We start from the raw sequence: 19591 nt of genomic DNA, 5'->3' as shown, positions 1-19591 counted from the left end.
CTTTCTCGGTGGNNAGAGGTTCGGCTCCATTTCCAGCTCAACGGCAAATCGTTGCAAAATGTCAGCCTGGATGCGCCGGGCCAGGGCCAGCAACTGCAGGCCGCTCGCCGCGCCGTAGTTGACCAGCACCAGGGACTGTAAACGGTGTACCCCGGCATCCCCCTCACGAAAACCTTTCCAACCCGCCGCCTCGATCAACCAGCCCGCCGCCAGTTTCACCTGGCCTTCAGGCTGTGGATAACTCACCAGGCCGGGATGCACCAACTTCAATTCGGCAGCCTGGGCAGCCGACACCAAGGGGTTCTTGAAGAAACTCCCGGCGTTGCCCAGCACAGCCGGATCGGGCAGTTTTTCGCTGCGGATGCTGCAAATCGCCCGACTGACATCGCTGGCGGTCGGTTGGCTGACGCCCTGCTCGGCCAGGCGCGTGGCCACCGGGCCGTAACCCAGGTGCAGATGCTCGGCGCGGCTCAAGGCAAAGCGTACACGCAGGATCAACCAGCGTCCGGCGGCGTGCTTGAACAGACTGTCGCGATAACCGAACTGGCACTCTTGCAGGGAAAACTCGCGCAACTCGCCCGTCTCGCGATCCAGCGCGGTCAGGCCGGCAAACACATCCTTGATCTCGACCCCATAAGCACCGATGTTCTGCATCGGTGCCGCGCCCACAGTGCCAGGAATCAGGCTGAGGTTTTCCAGACCACTCCAGCCCTGGGCCAGGGTCGACAGCACAAAGGGATGCCAGGGCTCGCCGGCCTCGGCTTCGATCACGACCTTGTCGCCGTCATCGTGCAGCAGCCGAATCCCCCGGGTGCCCATGCGCAACACCAGCGCCTGGATATCGGCGGTCAGCAGCAGGTTGCTGCCGCCACCGATCACCAGCAACGGCAGTTGCCGCGCCGCCGCATAGGCCAGGGCCTCACGGACATCGTCATCGCCATGGGCCTCGGCGAACCACTGCGCGCGGACGTCGACGCCGAAACTGTTATAGGGCTTGAGGGACACCCCGGCTTGCACTTGCAGGCTCATAGACGCCCCTTGAGTTCGATCACCAGCCGATCGCTGGCCTGTTCGATCAGGTCCAGTACCTGCTCGAAACCGTGTTCTTCGTCGTAGTACGGATCCGGCACGTCCTCCACCGCCCCGTCATAACGCCGCAGGAACAAGTCCAGTTCGGCCTTGCCCTGGGCCGGCTGCAATAACTTGAGGTTACGCAGGTTGCTCTGGTCCATGGCCAGGATCAGGTCATAGCGGTTGAAGTCCGCCGCGCCGACCTGCCGGGCGCGCTGGGCCGACAGGTCATAGCCGCGCATCCGCGCCGCCCGCTGGCTGCGACTGTCCGGCGCCTTGCCGACATGCCAGGCACCGGTGCCGGCGGAAGCCACTTCGATCTGTTCGGCCAATCCGGCCTCACGCAATTTGTGCCGCAAGACACCTTCGGCCGTGGGCGAACGACAGATATTGCCCAGGCAGACAAACAGAACCCGCATCAGGCCTCCAGCAAACGACGAACGCGATCAAGGTCTTCCGCGGTATCGACGCCAGTGGGTGGCGCCTCCAGGGCATCGGCAACGTGGATCCGCACGCCGTGCCACAGCGCCCGTAGTTGCTCCAGGCGCTCGGTGGTTTCCAGCCAGCACGGACCCCAGCTGACGAAATCATGCAGGAAGCCGGCACGATAGGCGTAGATGCCGATATGTCGGCGGAATGGCACACCTTGCGGCATCTGCTCACGACTGATGGCAAAGTCATCCCGCGCCCAGGGCAAGGTCGCGCGACTGAAGGTCAGGGCCAGGCCGTTGATGTCGCTGACCACCTTGACCACATTCGGATTGAACAGGGCTTCGAGGTCATGGATCGGCTCGGCCAGGGTCGCCATGCGCGCCTCGCCATGGGCCGCGAGGTTGGCCGCGACCTGATCGATCACCACGGGAGGGATCAGCGGTTCGTCGCCCTGGACATTGACGACGATGTCATCCGCCGCCAAGCCCAGCAAGGTAGCCACCTCGGCCAGGCGATCGGTGCCGGACTCGTGATCTTCGCGAGTCAGCAGCACTTCGGCACCAAAGGCCCGGCAGGCCTCGACGATACGTGCATCATCGGTGGCCACCACCACCCGCTGGGCGCTGCTTTTGCAGGCCTGTTCCCAGGTGTGCTGGATCATCGGCTTGCCGGCGATCAGTTGCAGCGGCTTGGCCGGCAGGCGGGTGGAGGAAAAACGCGCCGGAATGACAACGACGAACGGGGTGCTCATTTGTCCAGACGCTCGTCGGTGCTCAGGGTACGGGCTTCGCTTTCCAGCATCACCGGGATGCCGTCGCGGATCGGATAGGCCAGGCCCGCGCCCTTGCTGATCAGTTCGGTCTTGTCGGCGCTGAGCTTGAGGGGGCCTTTGCAGATCGGGCAGGCGAGGATGTCGAGCAGTTTGGTGTCCATGAAGGTTCCCTGGATAAAAACGGGTTTAGGGCAAAAGACGGTTGGGCAGCAGGCGCAGCAGTTGGGTGTCGAACCAGGCCGTGAAGGCCTCGGACGGCAACGCATCCACCGCCAGGTACCACCAGTCGGGCGCCGCGAAGGCCCGGCATTTCACCGCATCCTTTTCGGTCATGACCAGCGGCAGCGTCGGTTCGAAGCTCAAGGTCGCGGCGCTGTACTCGGCATGGTCGGCAAAGGCATGGGGCACAGGCTGCAAGTGTAGCGTTTCGAGGGTATTGAAGAAACGTTGCGGGTTACCGATGCCGGCGACCGCGTGCACGGCCTGTCCGGGCGCAAAGTGGTCGACGGGCTTGCGTTCGCCGGTCAGCAGGTTGACCAATGCCGTCGGCTGCAGGCGAAAGGCAAAGCCGCTGTCACGGTCCTCGCTGGCGCCGTTGTAAAGCACCCCATCGACACTTTGCAGGCGTTCGATCGGCTCACGCAGCGGACCGGCGGGCAGACAACGGCCATTGCCCACCCCCCGGGCGGCGTCGATCAACACCAGTTCCAGGTCGCGGGCCAGGCGGTAATGCTGCAGGCCATCGTCGGACAGGATCAGGTCGAGCTTTTCCGTGGCCAGCAAGGCCTTGACCGCTTGGCTGCGGTCCGGATCGATCATCAACGGCACGCCGTTGCGCTGGACGATCAGCAACGGCTCGTCACCGGCCAGCGCCGCCGCCTGGTCGGCCTGCACACGCCAGGGCAACTGCGGCGGCTTGGCGCCATAACCGCGACTGACCACCCCAACCCGCAGGCCTCGCTGCCGACAGTGCTCGATCAGCCAGAGAATCATCGGCGTCTTGCCAGTACCACCGACGGTGATATTGCCCACCACGATCAACGGCACCGGCGGCTGGTAGATCGATCCTTCGCCCGCGACGAAACGCGCTCGCTTGCCGTCGACCACCCGGCGGTACAACCACTCCAGCGGGCGCAACAGGCTCAACGCCGGATGACCGTTGTACCAGGCGGCGAGCAGACGCTCGGAAAAGCTCATCAGGGGGCCGGCGCCGCTTCGACGGTGGTCATGCGCAGATGACTGAAGCCCAGCTTGCCGGCCGCATCCATAGCGGTGATCACCGCCTGGTGCTGGGTCTTGCCATCGGCACTGATGGACAGTGGCAAGCTGGTATCGCCGCCGGACTCTTTCTGCACCGCGTCCATCAGGCTCGCCAGATCATTGGCCGGCAGGCGCTGGTTGTTCACCGTGTAGACGCCCTCGGCGCTGATGGCGATATCCAGCTCCTTGGGAATATGGTCTTCGGCCGGCGAGCCGCTGACCGCCTGCGGCAGGTCGACCCGTAGCTCGGTCTGGCGGGTAAAGGTGGTGGTGGTGACGAAAAACAGCAGCAGAACGAACACCACGTCGATCAACGACGTCACGTTGATGTCCACGGGTTCCAGGGGCTTGCGGCGGAATTTCACGCTTTACCCTCTGGCATGTCGACGTCGCGGTCGCCCTGTATCACCTCGACCAGCTTGATCGCTTCCTGCTCCATGCCCATCACCAGCTCATCGACCCGGCGCAACAGGAAACGATGGAAGAACACTGCGGGAATCCCGACCATCAAGCCTGAAGCCGTGGTGATCAGCGCCTTGGAAATCCCCCCGGCGAGCACCGAGGCATTGGTGGTCATGCCCGTGCCCATGAATGAACTGAAGATATCGATCATGCCCAGCACCGTGCCCAGCAGCCCGAGCAAGGGCGCCATGGCGGCAATGGTGCCGAGGGCGCTGAGGTAGCGCTCCAGTTCATGGATGACCCGGGCAGCGGCTTCCTGAATACACTCCTTCATGATCTCGCGACCATGCTTGGAGTTCGCCAGGCCCGCGGCGAGGATCTCGCCCAGGGGCGAATCGGCGCGCAGTTGCTTGAGCTTTTCCTTGTCCAGTTGCTTGTCCTTGATCCAGCGCCAGACCTGCCCGAGCAGATGCTCCGGGGTCACGCGGCTGGCCCGTAGCGTCCACAGACGCTCAGCGACGATGGCCGTTGCAGCGATGGAACTCAAAATGATCGGCAGCATCATCCAGCCGCCGGACTTGACCAATTCCCACACAGTGACAGTCCCCTCGAAAAAGTGCGCCACTCTAACATAGGGGTTGCGCGGGCCGAAGATCGTGATGTCCCATGGCGGCGTACTTTAATAACCCAGGGTTATTGAAAAGCATCGGGCTATTGCCGCCAGAAGCGCCGCGCGGCGTGCAGGGACCGCGGTTCGTCGAAGCGTCCCAGTAGCAAACGCAGCGCGCCCTGTTCCGCGCTGTCGTAGATCGCCATGTCCAAGGCTTTGTAACGTGCCATGACCTGTGGATGGGGATGACCGAAGGCATTGCCGCGTCCACGGGAAATCAGCACACCGCGGGGGGCCAGGCGTTGCAGGAAAACCAGTGACGAGGAACTGCGGCTGCCGTGGTGAGGGGCCTGAAGCCAGTCGCTGCCGATCGCCAGCGGACTGTCGAGAAAGGCTCGCTCGGCCTCGATATCGATATCGCCGGTCAGCAGCAGGCGCTCGCCATTGGCCTCGATCTGCAGGACGCAGGAAGATTGATTGCTGTCCCGGGCCAGGGGCCAGCGCCACAGGGTAAAACCCACACCGTCCCACTGCCAGTGCCGGCCACTGACACAGGGCTGGGCCTGCAATATTGCGGGCAAACCCTCGATATCGCCGCCAAGCACCTCGCTCACCGGCAGCCCGCGCCGCACGGCCAACGCCCCGCCGGCGTGATCGGCATCGGCATGACTGAGCAACAGCGTATCGAGTTGGCGCACACCCAGTTTGCGCAAGGACGGCAGCACCACCCGCTCCCCCTGGTCGAACTCGCCGAAGCGCGGCCCGGCGTCATACAACAGGCTGTGCTGGCGGGTTCGCACAAGGATCGCCAGCCCCTGGCCGACATCCAGCTGCCAGACCTCGGCTTCCCCCGGCGCCACTCGCTCCGTGGGCGCAAACAGCGCCAGTGCCGCCAGCGGCCAACCCAAGGGTCGCAAAGGGATACCAGCCGGCAGCAACAGCAGCAGGATACCCAGGCCACTCAGCGCCCAGGCCCACAACGGAACGGCTGCCGGCACCCAGGCCGGCACTTGCGCGGCCAGCCATTCGAGCCCCTGAAACAACCCGCCCAGCAGACCGCCGGCCAGCCACAGCAAAACCTCCCCCAGCCAGGGCAGCGGCAACAGTAATGTGCCGAGCAAGGCCAGGGGCAATACCAGCAGACCGATCAAGGGCACGGCGACCCAGTTGGCCAGCGGTGCGCTGAGACTGACCGGCAGGCCCAGCAGCAGCAAGGCGGGAAACAAGCCGAGGGCGATCACCCATTGCGCGCGGGTCCAGCTCTGCCAGAAGCTCCAGGCGCCCAACCGTGCGCTGAAGGTGAAGATCAGCACCACCACGGCGGCAAAGGACAACCAGAACCCCGCTTGCAGACTCACCAACGGGTCGAACAGCAGCACCAGGTTCAAGGCCGCCAGCAGCGGCGTCACGGCCCCCAGGTGGCGATAACGCAAACGCCACAGCAGCACCATGGCGAGCATCACACAGGCCCGCCGCACCGGCACGCCGAAACCGGCCAGCAGCCCGTAGCCCAGCGCCGCCGCAAAGGCCAGGCCACACGCCCAGGGCAGCCAGGGCCAGCGACCCGGCCACAGGCCATAACGCGCCAACCCGGCGATCAACACGTAGACCAGCCCGGCGCACAGCCCGATATGCTGGCCGGAAATAACCAGCAGATGCAGGGTGCCGGTGTCCTGCAACACGCGCCAGGTCTGCGCGGACAGGCCCGAGCCATCACCGAGGACCAAGGCCACCAGGGTTGCCGATTGTCCTTGGGCATCGACTTGCAGCAAGCGCCGTCGAATCGTCTCGCGCCAGGCGCCGCTGGCCGGCGCCAGCAACTGTCCGTCCTTGATCGTACCGGTGGCGCCGATGCGCCGGGCGAGCAGCCAGGCTTCATAATCGAACCCCGCGGGGTTGAGCAAACCCTGCCCACGCTTGAGCTGCACCGCCAGCCGCCAGCGTTCGCCGCTGCGCAGATCCGGCCCGCCGAACCAGGACAGCCGCAGCCGGACCGGCAACCGGGCTCGGCGCGAAGTCGCGCCTTCCAGCTCGAAGCGCACGCCCTGTGCATGACGTTGCGGCAAACCGACCACCCGGCCTTCCAGCCACAGCGTCTGGCCGTCCAGCACGGGCGCCAGCCGATCGTCCAGCGCCCGTTGCGCCTGGAAACAGGCCCAACTGAAGCCAAACAGAAACAATGCCAGTGGATAAGTGCGAAACGGCAACAGCATCAAGCCGAGTACCGGCAGTACCAACAGCAGCCCGCCCGGTGGCAATTGCGGCAAAAACCGCAAGACCAGCAGCCCCGCCGCCAGCGCCAACATCCCTGTGCGCATAAGACCTTTCCCGAATCCATTCCATTTTTGGAATAGCCGGATTACACGCAGGCTGCTTTATTTATTGTCACAAAGTCTGAATTGGCTGCCGGTAAAATCCGGGCATACTGGCCATCTGAACTGTCCGAGAAGTCTTATGCCGCGCCGTTTTTTCAAACGTTATATGCCGGACCCGGCCCGTATCAGGGAACATAAGCACTTACGATTTTTCGGCGCCCTGCTCCACGACCCGAACCTCTGGCACCTCAATCGGCATTCAGTGGCGCGCGCGATGGCGGTGGGTTTGTTTGCCGCACTGATGCCCATTCCATTGCAGATGTTGCTGGCGGCGTTCCTGGCGATCCTGGTACGCGGCAATATGCCGATTGCCGTCAGCCTGGTGTGGCTGACCAATCCGCTGACCATGCCGCCGATCTTCTACATTACCTATCGAATTGGCGCCTGGCTGATGGACGTCCCGCCCCGCAACCTGCCGGACGAGCTGACATGGGAGTGGATCAGTGGGCAGTTGTCGACGCTGTGGCAACCCTTTTTGCTGGGGTCGCTGATCACCGGGCTGGTACTCGCCGTCCTCGGCTACTGCCTGACCATGGCCTATTGGCGCTGGTGGGTGGCCCGGCAGTGGAAACGGCGCCAGGAACGGCGCCGCAACAGATGAGGACCGGGTTTTAACGGGCTACTGGCGCATACCACGGCCGCTGACCAGCAGCCGCGCACAACCGATATACAGGGCCAGCGTCGCCACGAGCATAAAGGTGATGGCCACGCTGATACGGATGTCCGAGACGCCGAGAATGCCGTAGCGGAAGGCGTTGACCATGTGCAGCACCGGGTTGGCCAGGGACACGGTCTGCCAGAACGGTGGCAGCAGGGTAATCGAGTAGAACACCCCACCGAGGTAGGTCAGCGGCGTCAGCACGAAGGTCGGGATAATCGAGATATCGTCGAAGTTACGTGCAAATACCGCGTTGATGAACCCCAGCAGCGAGAAGATCGTCGCCGTCAGGATCACCACCAACAGGGTCACACCCAGGTGATGGACCTGCAAATGGGTGAAAAACAGCGAAAGCAGGGTCACGATGATCCCCACCATCAGCCCGCGCAGGACACCGCCGAGGGTGTAGCCGATCAGGATGGTATGGGGCGAAACCGGCGAAACCATCAATTCTTCGATGGAGCGCTGGAACTTGCTGCCGAAGAAACTCGAGACCACGTTGCCGTAGGAGTTGGTGATCACCGACATCATGATCAGGCCCGGCACGATGTACTCCATGTAGGTGAAACCACCCATGCCGCCGATCTGCTTGCCGATCAGGTTACCGAAGATCACGAAGTACAGGACCATGGTGATGGCCGGCGGTAGCAGGGTCTGCGGCCAGATCCGGGTAAAACGCCGGACTTCGCGGTAAACGATGGTGTTGAGGGCGACCAGGTTGGGTTGCAGTTCCGAACTCATACCGCCACCTTCGACAGATTTTTTTCCACCAGGGACACGAACAGCTCCTCGAGGCGATTGGTTTTGTTACGCAGGCTCAGGACTTCGACCTGCTGCGTGGCCAGTTGCCCGAACAGCGCCGTGATGCCCACCGCCTTGTCGACCTGGACTTCCAGGGTGCGGCTGTCCAGCAGCTTGCTCGGATAACCGATCAACTGCGGCGCGTGCTGCAGATCGTTCTTCAGGTCGAGCAGGAAGGTCTCCACATGCAGTTGGCTGAGCAACTGGCGCATGCTGGTGTTTTCGACAATGGTGCCGTGATCGATGATGCCGATATTGCGGCACAACTGTTCAGCCTCTTCCAGGTAATGGGTGGTGAGGATGATGGTGATGCCTTTCTGGTTCAGCTCGGTGAGGAAGGTCCACATCGAACGACGCAGTTCGATGTCGACCCCCGCGGTCGGCTCGTCGAGGATCAGCAGGCGCGGTTCATGCACCAGCGCCCGGGCGATCATCAGGCGACGCTTCATGCCGCCGGACAACGAGCGAGACGGTACGTCGCGCTTGTCCCACAGGCCCAGCTGGGTCAGGTACTGCTCGGCGCGTTCCTTGGCGACTTTCGCCGGAATGCCGTAGTACCCGGCCTGGGTCACGACGATATCGAAGGTCTTCTCGAACTGGTTGAAGTTGAACTCCTGCGGCACCACGCCAATACAGCGCTTGAGTGCGGCGGGTTCGCGATCCAGATCGTGACCGAACACCTTCACCGTACCGCCGGACTTGTTCACCAGGGTCGAGAGGATGCCGATGGTGGTGGATTTGCCGGCGCCGTTAGGGCCGAGCAAGGCGAAAAAATCACCTTCGGCGACGTCCAGATCGATACCACTCAGGGCCTGGAAACCGTTGCCGTAGGTTTTGGTTAGCTGCCGGATGGACAGAGCGGAACTCATATCGGATTCATGCACCAAGAAGGGAGGAAAGAACTAAATAAGGGCACACCGTTTTGAATGCAACGGCGGCGAACCAGCAGCATGGTGCTTGGCCTCGCCGCACAAGTACAGCAACCGGCGTTAATAATGGCTATTAAGTCAACGCGGTCATAACTGCCCGCTGATAGGCCGGACGCTGTTTAAGGCGCTCGTACCAGGCACTCAAATGGGGCATTTCAGGGCGTTCGATGGGCATTTCGAACCAGGCATAGATAAAGCTGCCAAGGGGGATATCGCCCATGCCGATCTCGTCGCCCGAGAGGTAGGGTTGCTCGGCCAACGCTTCATCAACCCTCTGCAGCAGGTCGGCGCAGGTTTTCAACGAAGCGTTGATCGCGGTCCAATCCTGTTGCTCGACGGGGGTGCGCAATACGCCCCAGAAAACCCCGCGAAACGGCGTGGCAAAGGACGAGGTGGTCCAGTCCATCCACTTGTCCGCCTTGGCCCGCACCTGCAGATCGGCGGGATACCAGTTGGACCCGGCGGCATGCTTGGCGGTCAGGTAACGCACGATGGTGTTCGATTCCCAGAGGACAAAATCGCCGTCCTCGATCATCGGCACCAACTTGTTAGGGTTTTTCGCACGATATTCGGGAGTATCAACGACACCGAAGGCTCCGCCGGCATCCAGAGCCTCGTAGGGCAAGCCAAGTTCCTCGGCACACCACAAGGCTTTTCTGACGTTCGACGAATTTTTCCTACCCCAGATTTTCAGCATGACAGCCTCTCTCATGGATAAATGCCGACGCAGTCTACGCCCGAACGGTCCGGGCTCAAATCCTTGCGCACAAGGAAAATAGCAGAGCGGATGACACCAGTCGCACCCCGGAGCATGACGAAATCGGCGAACTCCGCCGGCAGCGGGCGGTCACTATCGATAGCCTGCTAGCTTTTTCACCAGGCTGCCCGGGCCGTTGAACGTGCAAGAAGATGCCCGCCAATGTGCCTACAGATTTGGACACACAGCCCCAAGCCCTGTTTAGCGGATGCCGACTAAGCTCAATCGGTACCTTGGCGCTGCCCTTGAGGAGGATTGAATATGCTGTTGTTGTGGATACTGGTATTGGTGATTGGCATCGCCTGGCTCGCCCATCGCCGAATCGCTGCGCTTCCCATACTCGGCATGGTCGCCGTCTACCTCATCGCGATGGGCCGGTTCGGCCATGGACCGGGCACACTGATGCTGGTGCTCTGGGTCTTGCTGGCGGTCGCCGCCGCCACGTTGCTGTTACCCGATCTGCGCCGCAAGCTGTTCACCGCCCCGCTGTTCGCCTGGTTCCGCAAGGTCCTGCCGCCGATGTCCGAGACCGAGCGCGACGCCATCGACGCCGGCACCGTCTGGTGGGACGGCGAGCTGTTCAGCGGGCGTCCGGACTGGAACAAGCTGCTGGCTTATCCCAAGGCCCAGCTGACCGAGGAAGAACAGGCGTTTATCGACGGTCCGACCGAAGAACTCTGCGCCATGGTCAGCGACTGGCAGATCGGCCAGGACATGGACCTGCCGCCCGAAGCCTGGGCGCATATCAAGCAGCACGGTTTTTTTGCCCTGATCATTCCCAAGGAATTCGGCGGCAAGGGCTTTTCCGCCTACGCCCATTCCCAGGTAGCGATGAAACTGGCGACCCGCAGTGGCGACCTCGCCTCCACCGTGATGGTCCCCAACTCCCTGGGCCCTGCGGAACTGCTGCTGCATTACGGTACCGATGAACAACGCAATCACTACCTGCCCCGCCTGGCCCGTGGCGACGATATTCCGTGCTTTGCCCTGACCGGCCCGCTGGCCGGTTCCGATGCCGGTTCCATGCCGGACACCGGGGTTATCTGCAAGGGCCAATGGCAGGGCGAGGAAGTCCTCGGCCTGCGCCTGAACTGGGAAAAACGCTACATCACCCTGGGGCCGGTGGCGACTCTGCTGGGCCTGGCCTTCAAGGCCCATGACCCGGAACACCTGCTGGGCGATGAAGAAGACCTGGGCATCAGCCTCGCGCTGATTCCCACCGATACCCCGGGAGTCGAGATCGGCCGGCGTCACCTGCCCCTCGGCGCGGCCTTCATGAACGGCCCGAACTCGGGCAAGGACGTGTTTATCCCGCTGTCGTTCCTGATCGGCGGTCAGGACATGCTCGGCAAGGGCTGGATGATGCTGATGAACTGCCTGTCGGTGGGTCGCTCGATCTCGCTGCCGGCCGTCGGCACGGGGGCAGCCAAGTTCACCAGCCTGGTGACCGGCCAGTACAGCCAGGTCCGCGAACAGTTCAATGTGCCGCTCGCCGCCTTCGAGGGCATCCAGGAAGCCCTGGCCCGTATCGGCGGCAACGCCTGGCTGATGGACAGCGCGCGGATGCTCACGGCCAACGCCGTGGATTTGGGCGAGAAACCCTCGGTGCTCTCGGCGATTCTCAAGTACCACCTGACCGAGCGCGGTCGCGAGTGCATCGGCCACGCCATGGACGTGCACGGCGGCAAGGGCATCATCATGGGCCCGAACAACTACCTGGGCCGCAGTTGGCAGGGCGCGCCGATCTTCATCACCGTGGAAGGCGCGAATATCCTCTCGCGCAACCTGATGATCTTCGGCCAGGGGGCGATTCGCTGCCATCCGTTCGTCCTCAAGGAAATGGCCCTGGCCGCCCGCGAGGATCACGACCAGGCGCTGGTGGAGTTCGACAAGCTGCTGCTCGATCACATCGGCTTTGCCATCAGCAATGCCGCCAGCACCCTGGTCCTGAACCTGGGGCTCGGGCATTTCGAAACGGCGCCGGGCAATCGCTTGAGCCAGGGCTATTTCCGTGCACTGAACCGCCAGACGGCGGCGTTCGCCCTGCTGGCGGACCTGTGCATGATGCTGCTGGGCGGCGAACTGAAGCGCCGCGAGCGACTGTCGGCCCGCCTGGGGGATGTGCTCAGCCACCTGTACCTGGCGTCGGCGGCCCTCAAGCGTTACCACGACCTGGACTCTGCGGAATATCTGCAACCCCTGTTCACCTGGGCCATGGAAGAAAGCCTCGGGCACTCCGAACGGGCCCTGGACGAGTTGTTGAAAAACTTCCCGAACCGCGTGCTTGGCTGCTTGCTGCGGGTGATCGTGTTTCCGTTCGGTCGCCGACACACCGGGCCCTCCGATGAACTGGATGCCGAAGTCGCCGCAGTGCTGGGCCGGGCCAAGGGCGATCCAGCGCTGGAAGCCGTGCTTGAAGGCTGCTACCGCCCGCAATCGGCCAGCGACCCGGTCGGCGCCCTGCAACACGCCTGCGACTTGCTCGGTGCCAGTCATGAACTGCAGAAAAAATTGCATACCGCGCTCAAGTCCGGCCAGCTCAAGCCAGGTGCCGAAGAGTCGGCTATCGATGCCGCGCTGGAGGCCGGCGTGCTGCAGCCCGCCGAAGCCGAAACCCTGCGCCAGGCAGAAGCAGCGCGGCGCAAGGTCATCGACGTGGATGATTTCAGCAAGGAAGAACTGAGCCCTGGCGTTGGCAAGGTTCGCTAGGAGCGGAGCCCTGCTCGGGCGACCGGGTAGAGAGCCTGAGACGACAACGGGCGCCGAGAGCCTTATACTCTCGCGCCCGTTTTACCCTTGAGGACCCCTGTCATGTCCAACCTCGTTGCCGATCATCTGATCCTGCTCGACCACCTGCGCAGCATTCTGGTCGCCGTCGGCGAAGCCGAACAGGTACCCGAAGAAAGCCATGCGCTGTTCCTGGAGCGTTTCGATGAGTTGCGCGCGCAACTGCCGGTCGAGCCGGTGGAAAGCCAGTACCTGGGCCAAGACCTGCTGTGCCAGGTAATCCAGCGTTACCCGCAAATTGCCCATCTGGTACCGCGCGACCTGCTGTGGTTCTTTGGCGGAGACTGCCTGCATTACATGCCGGATGAAGAGCTGGAGCTGTACCAGGCGCTGGAAGAGCGCCGCTATGAAGCCGAACAGAACGACGAACCGTTCGACTGGAACCAGGAAAAGCAGTTGCTGGCGCTCTCGGCCCAGGACAGCAAGCACTGATACAAGCCGCACGGTCAGGCCGGGAGCCTACAATGCCTTGCGCAATGTCGGTTCCCGGGCCAGGCGCTCCACCAGATAGTCGATAAACACCCGCAGCTTCGGCGACAGATAGGGCGTCGGCGTATACAACAGCCACAACCCACCATGATAGGACGCCAGGAACGTCCAGGCCGGCAACACCTGAACGATCAAGCCCTGCTCCAGCGCGTGCCGCGCCGTGAAATACGGCAGGCTGCCAATCCCGATATGCTGCAATACCGCATCCAGCCTCACCCCCGTGTGATTGGCCGCATAACGCCCGCGCACCCCGACCGTCACCGACTTGCTGCCCTGCCTGAACTTCCAGCGCGCGTCGTTGGGCGTATCCCCCAGATAGATGCAACTGTGCTCCAGCAGATCATGGGGGTGCTGCGGCGTGCCGTGCTCGGCCAGGTACTGCGGCGTCGCACAGAGCAGATGTTCGATGGGCATCAACTGGCGCCCCACCAACCCGACCGGCGGATGGTCGGTAATACGCAGGATCAGGTCGACGTTGTCCTCGATCAGGTCCACCGGTCGGTCCTCGAGAATCATCTGCACATCCACCTGTGGATAACGTCGCAGAAACTCCGGCATATGTGGATGCACCACAAAGCGCCCCACCGCCTTCGGCACGCTGACCCGCACCAACCCTTGGGCCTCATGGGTGTACTGACCGCTGATCTCCATCACCGAACGGGCCGCACTGACCATTTCCCGACAACGTTTGAAGGTTTCCTCGCCACTGTCGCTCAGACGCAATTTGCGCGTGGTGCGCTGCAACAGCCGGGTCGCCAGGGCCTTTTCCAATCGGGAAATCGAGCGACTCACCGCCGAAGGTGATAAGCCAAGCTGGCGTGCTGCTTCCGAGAAGCTGCCGGTCTCGACCACCTTGACGAAAATCGCCATTTCGCTCAGCAACGTCAGGGGAAGATTGATGCTCATGACGCACAGGTCCATTGATATTTGATCGGATTATCACAAGCTAGCAGCCTTTTTATACTGGCGACACCCACCCGATCTGTACCTGAAACCGATCATTCATCTCTGGAATCAGCATGAATCCCCACTACCTGAACGAATTTCTGGCCCTGGCGGCCATTCACTTTCTCGCCGTGGTCGCCCCCGGACCCGATTTCGCCGTGACCATCCGTCAGAGCGTGCGTTTCGGCCGACTCATCGGCGTGATCACCGCCTTGGGCATCGGTGCCGGAATCTCGGTGCACGTGCTCTACACCCTGCTCGGCGTCGGTGCGCTGATGCACAGCGCGCCCTGGTTGCTGAACGTCGCCAAGGTGATCGGCGCCGGTTATATCCTGTACCTGGGCATCAACCTGCTGCGCAGCAAAGCCCAGGCGGCGCGCGCGGATTTCGGCGAATCCGTCCAGGGCCTCCCGCAGCAAAGCCTGACCAAGGCATTTATGGTCGGCTTCCTGACCAACGCCACCAACCCCAAGGCCACGTTGTTCTTCCTGGCGATCTTCACCACCGTGGTCAGCGCCTCGACCCCCATGAAGATCCAGGCTCTCTATGGCCTGTGGATGTGCAGCGTGAATGCGTTGTGGTTCATCCTGGTCAGCCTGCTGTTTTCCAGCGAACGGGTACGCCAGGCATTTCTGAAGATGGGTCACTGGTTCGAACGCACCATGGGCGTGGTGCTGATTCTGTTTGCCGGGCGCCTGATGCTGTCTCTATAAATGCCCCCACAGTAGGAAATATCTCACTTCAGGGACTCCCGCACTGAGCCTCCATGGTGTTAGTTTGGAAAAATATCTGCCTTATCGGTCAGATTTTTCTCACAAACTCTCTGCAAAGGAATGCTCCCTGCGATGAATTTCCCACTCAAGCACCTGGCCACCACCACCCTGATGCTGGCCAGCCTTTCGTCGTTCACCACCCCCGCAAACGCCAACGTCACCCCACAACAGAGCGCGGCCATCCTCAGTACCTTCAGTGACGCCTCCGTTACGGATTTCAGGCAGTTCCTCGGGCGTCTGGCCAAGAACGACCTGGCCAAAACCGACGACCTCGGCCCGGCAATCAACGCCTTTCTCGACAACAAGAGCCTTTCCCCGGAACAGCAAAACGAGATCCATCGCCTGCTCGGCCTCTATGCACGGGTGAAATACGGCAGCGCGGCCACCGAGACCCTGCGTGAACTGGTGGCCATCCCGACCTATCACGTGGACGGCGTGGCCCAGCACGAGAATCCCGAATTCATCAAGATCGCCGACAAACTCAAGGGCTTGGCCCAGGCTTTCAACCTGAACTTTCGCAACATCGACAACCGTGTCTATGAGATCTCCCTGGACGGCAGTGGCGACGAAGTCGTGGGCATTCACGCCCATGCCGATGTGGTGCCAGTGACGCCGGAGAACTGGGTACTGAAAGACGGCACCCGCCTCGACCCGTTCAAGGTCACCCTGATTGGCGACCGCATGTACGGCCGGGGCACCGAGGACGACAAGAACGGCATCGTGGTCGCGCTCTACGCCATGAAGATCATCAAGGAAGAAAAGCTGCCACTGGCCAGGCATTTCAAACTGCTGGTGGACACCACCGAAGAGACCAGCGGCGACGCTATCCCCTATTACTTCGAACACAACCCGGTCCCCCACTACAACCTGGCGCTGGATGGCGGCTACCCGGTGGTGATCGCCGAGAAAGGCTACGGCACCGTCATGGCCAACTTTGCCCGACGCAAAGCCGAGGGCCAGGGCGCGGAAATCACCTCGATGACCGGGGGCATGGCCACCAACCAGATCCCATCGACGTCAGTGGCCACACTGCTGACTGACCAGCCCGCCGAACTCGCCGCCAGCCTGCAGCAGGCCGGTAGCGAGTATGCCAAGCGCAACGGCGGCAACTTCGACATCGCCGCCAAGGTCGACGGCAAGGACGTCAAACTGACGGTCACCGGCGTTTCCGCCCACTCTTCCGAACCCGAATCGGGGGTCAACCCGGTGGCGAGGATGCTGGACTTTATCAACAGCCTCGATGGCAAGGTCGCGCTCAAGCACAACCACATCACCGACGCCGCCCGCTACGCCGCCGACAACTGGGGCCTGGACTACCTGGGTGGCAAATTGGGCGTGGGCTTTTCCGACGCCTTCATGGGACCGCTGACCACCTCACTGACCTATGTCGGGATGAATGAAAAAGCCTTCAAGCTCGCCGTCAATCTGCGGGTACCGAAGGGCAAGTCCCCGGAAGTGCTCAAGCGCGAAATCGCCGACAAGCTCAGCGCCTGGAGCCAGAAAACCCATATTGCGCCAGCCTTCGACTACTCGATCGCCGAGCCGATGTACCGCAACCCGGAAGGTGAATGGACCAAGGCCCTGCTGGCCGTCGCCAGCGAAAACCTGGGCATGGAACACAAGTTCGGCACCTCCGCCGGCGCGACCTCGGTCCATGAACTGCCCAATGGCGTGCAATTCGGCCTGGCCAGGCCCGAGGTCAAGTACACCGGCCACACCGACAACGAGTTCAAGACCGTCGACCAGTTCCTCCTGGACCTGCAGATCGTCACCGAAATGATGGGGCGCATCGGGCAGTTGCCGAAGCTCTGAGCCCATGCAGGGAGCGGTCTTCATCGACCGCTGCCCTGCCCCGGCAGCGCCGTTTCTTTCAACCCCGTGCGGTATCACTCAACGCACGGCTCAAGGCCTCATGGAAACGCTCCGCCAGGACGTCGATTTCGGCCTCGCGAATGATCAGCGGTGGCAGGAAACGCACCACCGCGCCATGTCGCCCGCCCAATTCAAGAATGACCCCGAGTTCCAGGCTACGGCGCTGAATGGCTTGTGCCAGCGCCGTATCGCCCTGGGGTGCACGCCCGGGTTGCGCAGGCGTTTTGACAATTTCCACGCCGATCATCAAGCCGCGCCCGCGCACATCGCCCAGGCAGGTGTAATCGCTTTGCAGCTGTCGCAATTGACGCATCAAGCGTTGCCCCATTGCTTCGGCATGAGCCGGTAGCTGCTGGTCGACGATGTGCCTGAGGGTCGCCGTGCCAGCCGCCATCGCCATCTGATTGCCCCGAAACGTTCCGGCATGGGCCCCGGGCTTCCAGGTGTCGAGTTCATCCCGGTAGAGCATCACGGCCAGGGGCAAACCTCCACCGATGGCCTTGGACAGCACCAGAATGTCGGGCTCGATATTGGCGTGTTCAAAGGCAAACAATTTGCCCGTGCGACCGAGGCCGGTCTGGACTTCGTCGATGATCAGGACGATGCCATGGCGCCGGGTCAACTCACGCAAGCCTTGCAGCCAGCGCACCGGCGCCGGGATCACCCCGCCCTCGCCCTGCACCACTTCGACGATGATCGCGGCGGGGGGCAGCACGCCGGATTCCGGATCGCCCAACAGTTGCTCGATAAAGTGCAGTCCCGCGTCGATACCGGCTTCACCCCCGATGCCGAACGGGCAGCGGTAATCATACGGATAGGGTAGAAACTGCACATCGGCCATCATCGAGCCCAAGGCCTGCTTGGGTCCCAGGTTGCCCATCAGGCTGAGGGTGCCCAGGGTCATGCCGTGATAGCCGCCGGAAAACGACAGGATCGGCTTGCGCCCGGTGGCGATTCGCGCCAGCTTCAACGCCGCCTCGATACCATCGGCGCCGGTGGGACCGCAGAACTGGATACGCGCCTGCCGGGCAAAGCCTGCGGGCAAGGCGGCGAACAGGGTTTCGACAAAATGGTCCTTCACCGGAGTGGTCAAGTCCAGGGTATGCAAAGGCAGCCCCGAGTCCAGCGTGCCACGCATGGCCTCGATGGTCACCGGATGGTTGTGGCCCAGGGCAAGCGTGCCCGCACCGGCCAGGCAGTCCATGAAGAGTTGCCCCTGGGTGTCACGCACGTACAGACCGTGGGCCTTGGCCAGGGCCAGCGGGATACGCCTCGGGTAGGAGCGGGCATTCGATTCGCGGGCGGCCTGGCGTTCCAGGTAGGCATTGCTGCCCAGGTCGCGTAACGGCTGCTGACGAAAATGCTCCAGGGTGAAACCCGTCTCGACCGGTGAGAGTTGCGCAATGCTTTCCATGGAAGATACCTGTTATGCAAACAAAGGCCTGGTGCGAGTGGCCGCTAAGGAAACGAGCAAGAGCGCGCGCGGGCAATCAGCCCTGCCCGTTCGCCTGCATGGCCTGACGCAAGCTCAGAGGCCGCATGTCAGTCCAGACCGACTCGATATAGGCCAGGCACTCCTGCTTGCTGCCGGCTTGATCGACCGCCGTCCAGCCTTGCGGAACCGCCTTGTACTGCGGCCAGATCGAGTACTGCTGCTCGTCGTTGACGACAACGAGGAAACGGGTATCAGGGTTGTCCAGGCTCATTTTTCGTTCCTTTGATAGGTGGCTAGAGGTGTAAGGTCAGTGGCACATGCCGCAACTCGGTGACGAGACGGCAAGCATACAGCATCACTGTTAACAATTATCATTAGCAGTCATGTCGATCCGTTCTCAAATGTGTTCAATGCTCGTGTCCGTTGGGTCTCCTGTTTATACTCGCGGCAAGAACGCTAACGCCTCTCACTCTCGTACTGCGCCTGGATGCGTCGATGATTGCCAGCCTCGCCCCGCTATTCAGTGGCCCCCTGCTTGCCTACGCGGAAAAACTGCAACCGGCGGACAACGCCGACGCCGTATCGGCGCAGGCGTTTTTTCGCCCCGAATCCCTGAACGCATTCATGGATGCCTTGCAGGAGCGCCACCAGGCCCATGACCGCCGCGCGCTGGTATCGATCTGGTCGAAGTGGTATTTCAGCACCTTCCTGGCGCCGGTCTTGGCCGCCGATCTGTTGTTGCAACGGGCTTTGCCAATCGCCCTGGCCGATGTCGGCCTTGTCCTCGACGCCAACGGCAAGCCCTCGGCCCTGACCTTGCCCGACGCCGGACAGGAACGTCAGCAGGCTTGCGGCTTCAGCCGTTTCGCCAGCTTGATCGAGGGGCATCTGGTACCCGTGATCGACGCATTCGCCTCGGTCTGTCGCGCCTCGCCACGGCTGTTCTGGAGCAATGCCGGGAACACCTTTGAATTCGCCACCAGCCGAATCGAACTGCATCCGCTGGCCACACCCGACTGCACCGCCAGCGCCCATCAGGTCCTCGGCAGCCGGCTGCGCCCCGACGGCGAGCGCAACCCGCTGTTCGAGCCGGTGACCTACCGCGACATCGGCGAAAGCGAACCGCAGCGCTTGCGCCGCATCTGCTGCATCCGCTACCGATTGCCCGGCGTCGGTTACTGCAGCAGTTGCCCGATCGAGGTCAGCAAGCGGCGTTGACTCAC

19 protein-coding genes and 1 pseudogene are annotated in these 19591 nt (G+C 62.4%); 6 read left to right on the top strand and 14 right to left on the bottom strand.

Annotated features, from left to right (window positions below):
• Window positions 1-18: 18 nt before the first annotated feature.
• The 8 genes and pseudogenes from murB to HX866_RS22490 all read right to left on the bottom strand — a co-directional run.
• Window positions 19-1029, bottom strand: a pseudogene (gene murB, locus HX866_RS22525) (UDP-N-acetylmuramate dehydrogenase); the annotation flags it as partial.
• The gene (locus HX866_RS22520) at window positions 1026-1490 is read right to left on the bottom strand and encodes a low molecular weight protein-tyrosine-phosphatase (RefSeq protein WP_177140431.1); all 465 of its coding nucleotides are present in this window, start codon (window positions 1488-1490) and stop codon (window positions 1026-1028) included. The pseudogene murB and the gene HX866_RS22520, both read right to left, overlap by 4 nt.
• The gene (kdsB, locus tag HX866_RS22515; protein ID WP_177094664.1) at window positions 1490-2254 is read right to left on the bottom strand and encodes a 3-deoxy-manno-octulosonate cytidylyltransferase; all 765 of its coding nucleotides are present in this window, start codon (window positions 2252-2254) and stop codon (window positions 1490-1492) included. Before kdsB ends, HX866_RS22520 begins: the two co-directional genes overlap by 1 nt.
• Entirely contained in the window at window positions 2251-2436 is a 186-nt protein-coding gene (locus HX866_RS22510) for a Trm112 family protein (protein WP_007931663.1), read from the bottom strand. Before HX866_RS22510 ends, kdsB begins: the two co-directional genes overlap by 4 nt.
• 25 nt (window positions 2437-2461) lie before the next feature.
• Window positions 2462-3472, bottom strand: coding sequence for a tetraacyldisaccharide 4'-kinase (lpxK, locus tag HX866_RS22505; RefSeq protein WP_177140430.1), 1011 nt, complete (start codon window positions 3470-3472; stop codon window positions 2462-2464).
• Window positions 3472-3900, bottom strand: a complete 429-nt coding sequence (locus tag HX866_RS22500) for an ExbD/TolR family protein (protein ID WP_100940776.1) — start codon at window positions 3898-3900, stop codon at window positions 3472-3474. Before HX866_RS22500 ends, lpxK begins: the two co-directional genes overlap by 1 nt.
• Complete coding sequence (locus HX866_RS22495; protein ID WP_177094662.1) at window positions 3897-4532, bottom strand: MotA/TolQ/ExbB proton channel family protein; 636 nt, start codon at window positions 4530-4532, stop codon at window positions 3897-3899. The genes HX866_RS22500 and HX866_RS22495 overlap by 4 nt, the downstream gene beginning before the upstream one ends.
• Window positions 4533-4648: 116 nt before the next feature.
• Window positions 4649-6865 carry a DNA internalization-related competence protein ComEC/Rec2 gene (locus tag HX866_RS22490; protein WP_177140429.1) on the bottom strand — a complete coding sequence of 739 codons (2217 nt, stop codon included), beginning with the start codon at window positions 6863-6865 and terminating at the stop codon, window positions 4649-4651.
• Window positions 6866-7001: 136 nt separating this feature from the next.
• On the opposite strand from HX866_RS22490, the gene HX866_RS22485 reads away from it, so the two are divergent.
• Window positions 7002-7523 carry a DUF2062 domain-containing protein gene (locus tag HX866_RS22485; RefSeq protein ID WP_177140428.1) on the top strand — a complete coding sequence of 174 codons (522 nt, stop codon included), beginning with the start codon at window positions 7002-7004 and terminating at the stop codon, window positions 7521-7523.
• Window positions 7524-7541: 18 nt separating this feature from the next.
• Here the strand turns inward: HX866_RS22485 and HX866_RS22480 are convergent, their stop codons facing one another.
• From HX866_RS22480 to HX866_RS22470, 3 genes are all read right to left on the bottom strand, one after another.
• Entirely contained in the window at window positions 7542-8321 is a 780-nt protein-coding gene (locus tag HX866_RS22480) for an ABC transporter permease (protein WP_177094656.1), read from the bottom strand.
• Entirely contained in the window at window positions 8318-9250 is a 933-nt protein-coding gene (locus tag HX866_RS22475; RefSeq protein WP_177140427.1) for an ABC transporter ATP-binding protein, read from the bottom strand. Before HX866_RS22475 ends, HX866_RS22480 begins: the two co-directional genes overlap by 4 nt.
• Before the next feature lie 133 nt (window positions 9251-9383).
• The gene (locus HX866_RS22470) at window positions 9384-10007 is read right to left on the bottom strand and encodes a glutathione S-transferase family protein (RefSeq protein WP_177140426.1); all 624 of its coding nucleotides are present in this window, start codon (window positions 10005-10007) and stop codon (window positions 9384-9386) included.
• Between the two features lie 321 nt (window positions 10008-10328).
• Here HX866_RS22470 and HX866_RS22465 point away from each other — a divergent pair, with 321 nt between their 5' ends.
• The gene (locus tag HX866_RS22465; RefSeq protein ID WP_177140425.1) at window positions 10329-12776 is read left to right on the top strand and encodes an acyl-CoA dehydrogenase; all 2448 of its coding nucleotides are present in this window, start codon (window positions 10329-10331) and stop codon (window positions 12774-12776) included.
• A gap of 102 nt (window positions 12777-12878) precedes the next feature.
• Window positions 12879-13286, top strand: a complete 408-nt coding sequence (locus HX866_RS22460; RefSeq protein ID WP_177094648.1) for a PA2817 family protein — start codon at window positions 12879-12881, stop codon at window positions 13284-13286.
• 27 nt (window positions 13287-13313) lie between these two features.
• Here HX866_RS22460 and HX866_RS22455 read toward each other — a convergent pair whose 3' ends face one another.
• Window positions 13314-14249, bottom strand: coding sequence for a LysR family transcriptional regulator (locus tag HX866_RS22455; RefSeq protein WP_177140424.1), 936 nt, complete (start codon window positions 14247-14249; stop codon window positions 13314-13316).
• 113 nt (window positions 14250-14362) lie between these two features.
• On the opposite strand from HX866_RS22455, the gene HX866_RS22450 reads away from it, so the two are divergent.
• Window positions 14363-15001 carry a LysE family translocator gene (locus HX866_RS22450; protein WP_177124686.1) on the top strand — a complete coding sequence of 213 codons (639 nt, stop codon included), beginning with the start codon at window positions 14363-14365 and terminating at the stop codon, window positions 14999-15001.
• 132 nt (window positions 15002-15133) lie between these two features.
• Complete coding sequence (locus HX866_RS22445) at window positions 15134-16873, top strand: dipeptidase (RefSeq protein ID WP_177124687.1); 1740 nt, start codon at window positions 15134-15136, stop codon at window positions 16871-16873.
• A gap of 58 nt (window positions 16874-16931) precedes the next feature.
• Here HX866_RS22445 and HX866_RS22440 read toward each other — a convergent pair whose 3' ends face one another.
• Window positions 16932-18347: a diaminobutyrate--2-oxoglutarate transaminase gene (locus HX866_RS22440; RefSeq protein WP_177124688.1), complete on the bottom strand. Its 1416-nt coding sequence runs from the start codon at window positions 18345-18347 to the stop codon at window positions 16932-16934.
• Window positions 18348-18423: 76 nt separating this feature from the next.
• Window positions 18424-18639, bottom strand: coding sequence for an MbtH family protein (locus HX866_RS22435; RefSeq protein WP_177094638.1), 216 nt, complete (start codon window positions 18637-18639; stop codon window positions 18424-18426).
• Between the two features lie 224 nt (window positions 18640-18863).
• Between HX866_RS22435 and fhuF the strand changes: the two genes are divergently transcribed.
• Entirely contained in the window at window positions 18864-19586 is a 723-nt protein-coding gene (fhuF, locus tag HX866_RS22430) for a siderophore-iron reductase FhuF (RefSeq protein ID WP_177124689.1), read from the top strand.
• Window positions 19587-19591: the final 5 nt, after the last annotated feature.

Source organism: Pseudomonas gingeri (genome assembly GCF_013386165.1).
GTDB lineage: Bacteria > Pseudomonadota > Gammaproteobacteria > Pseudomonadales > Pseudomonadaceae > Aquipseudomonas > Aquipseudomonas gingeri_C.
This window is presented reverse-complemented; position numbering and strand designations above follow the sequence as displayed.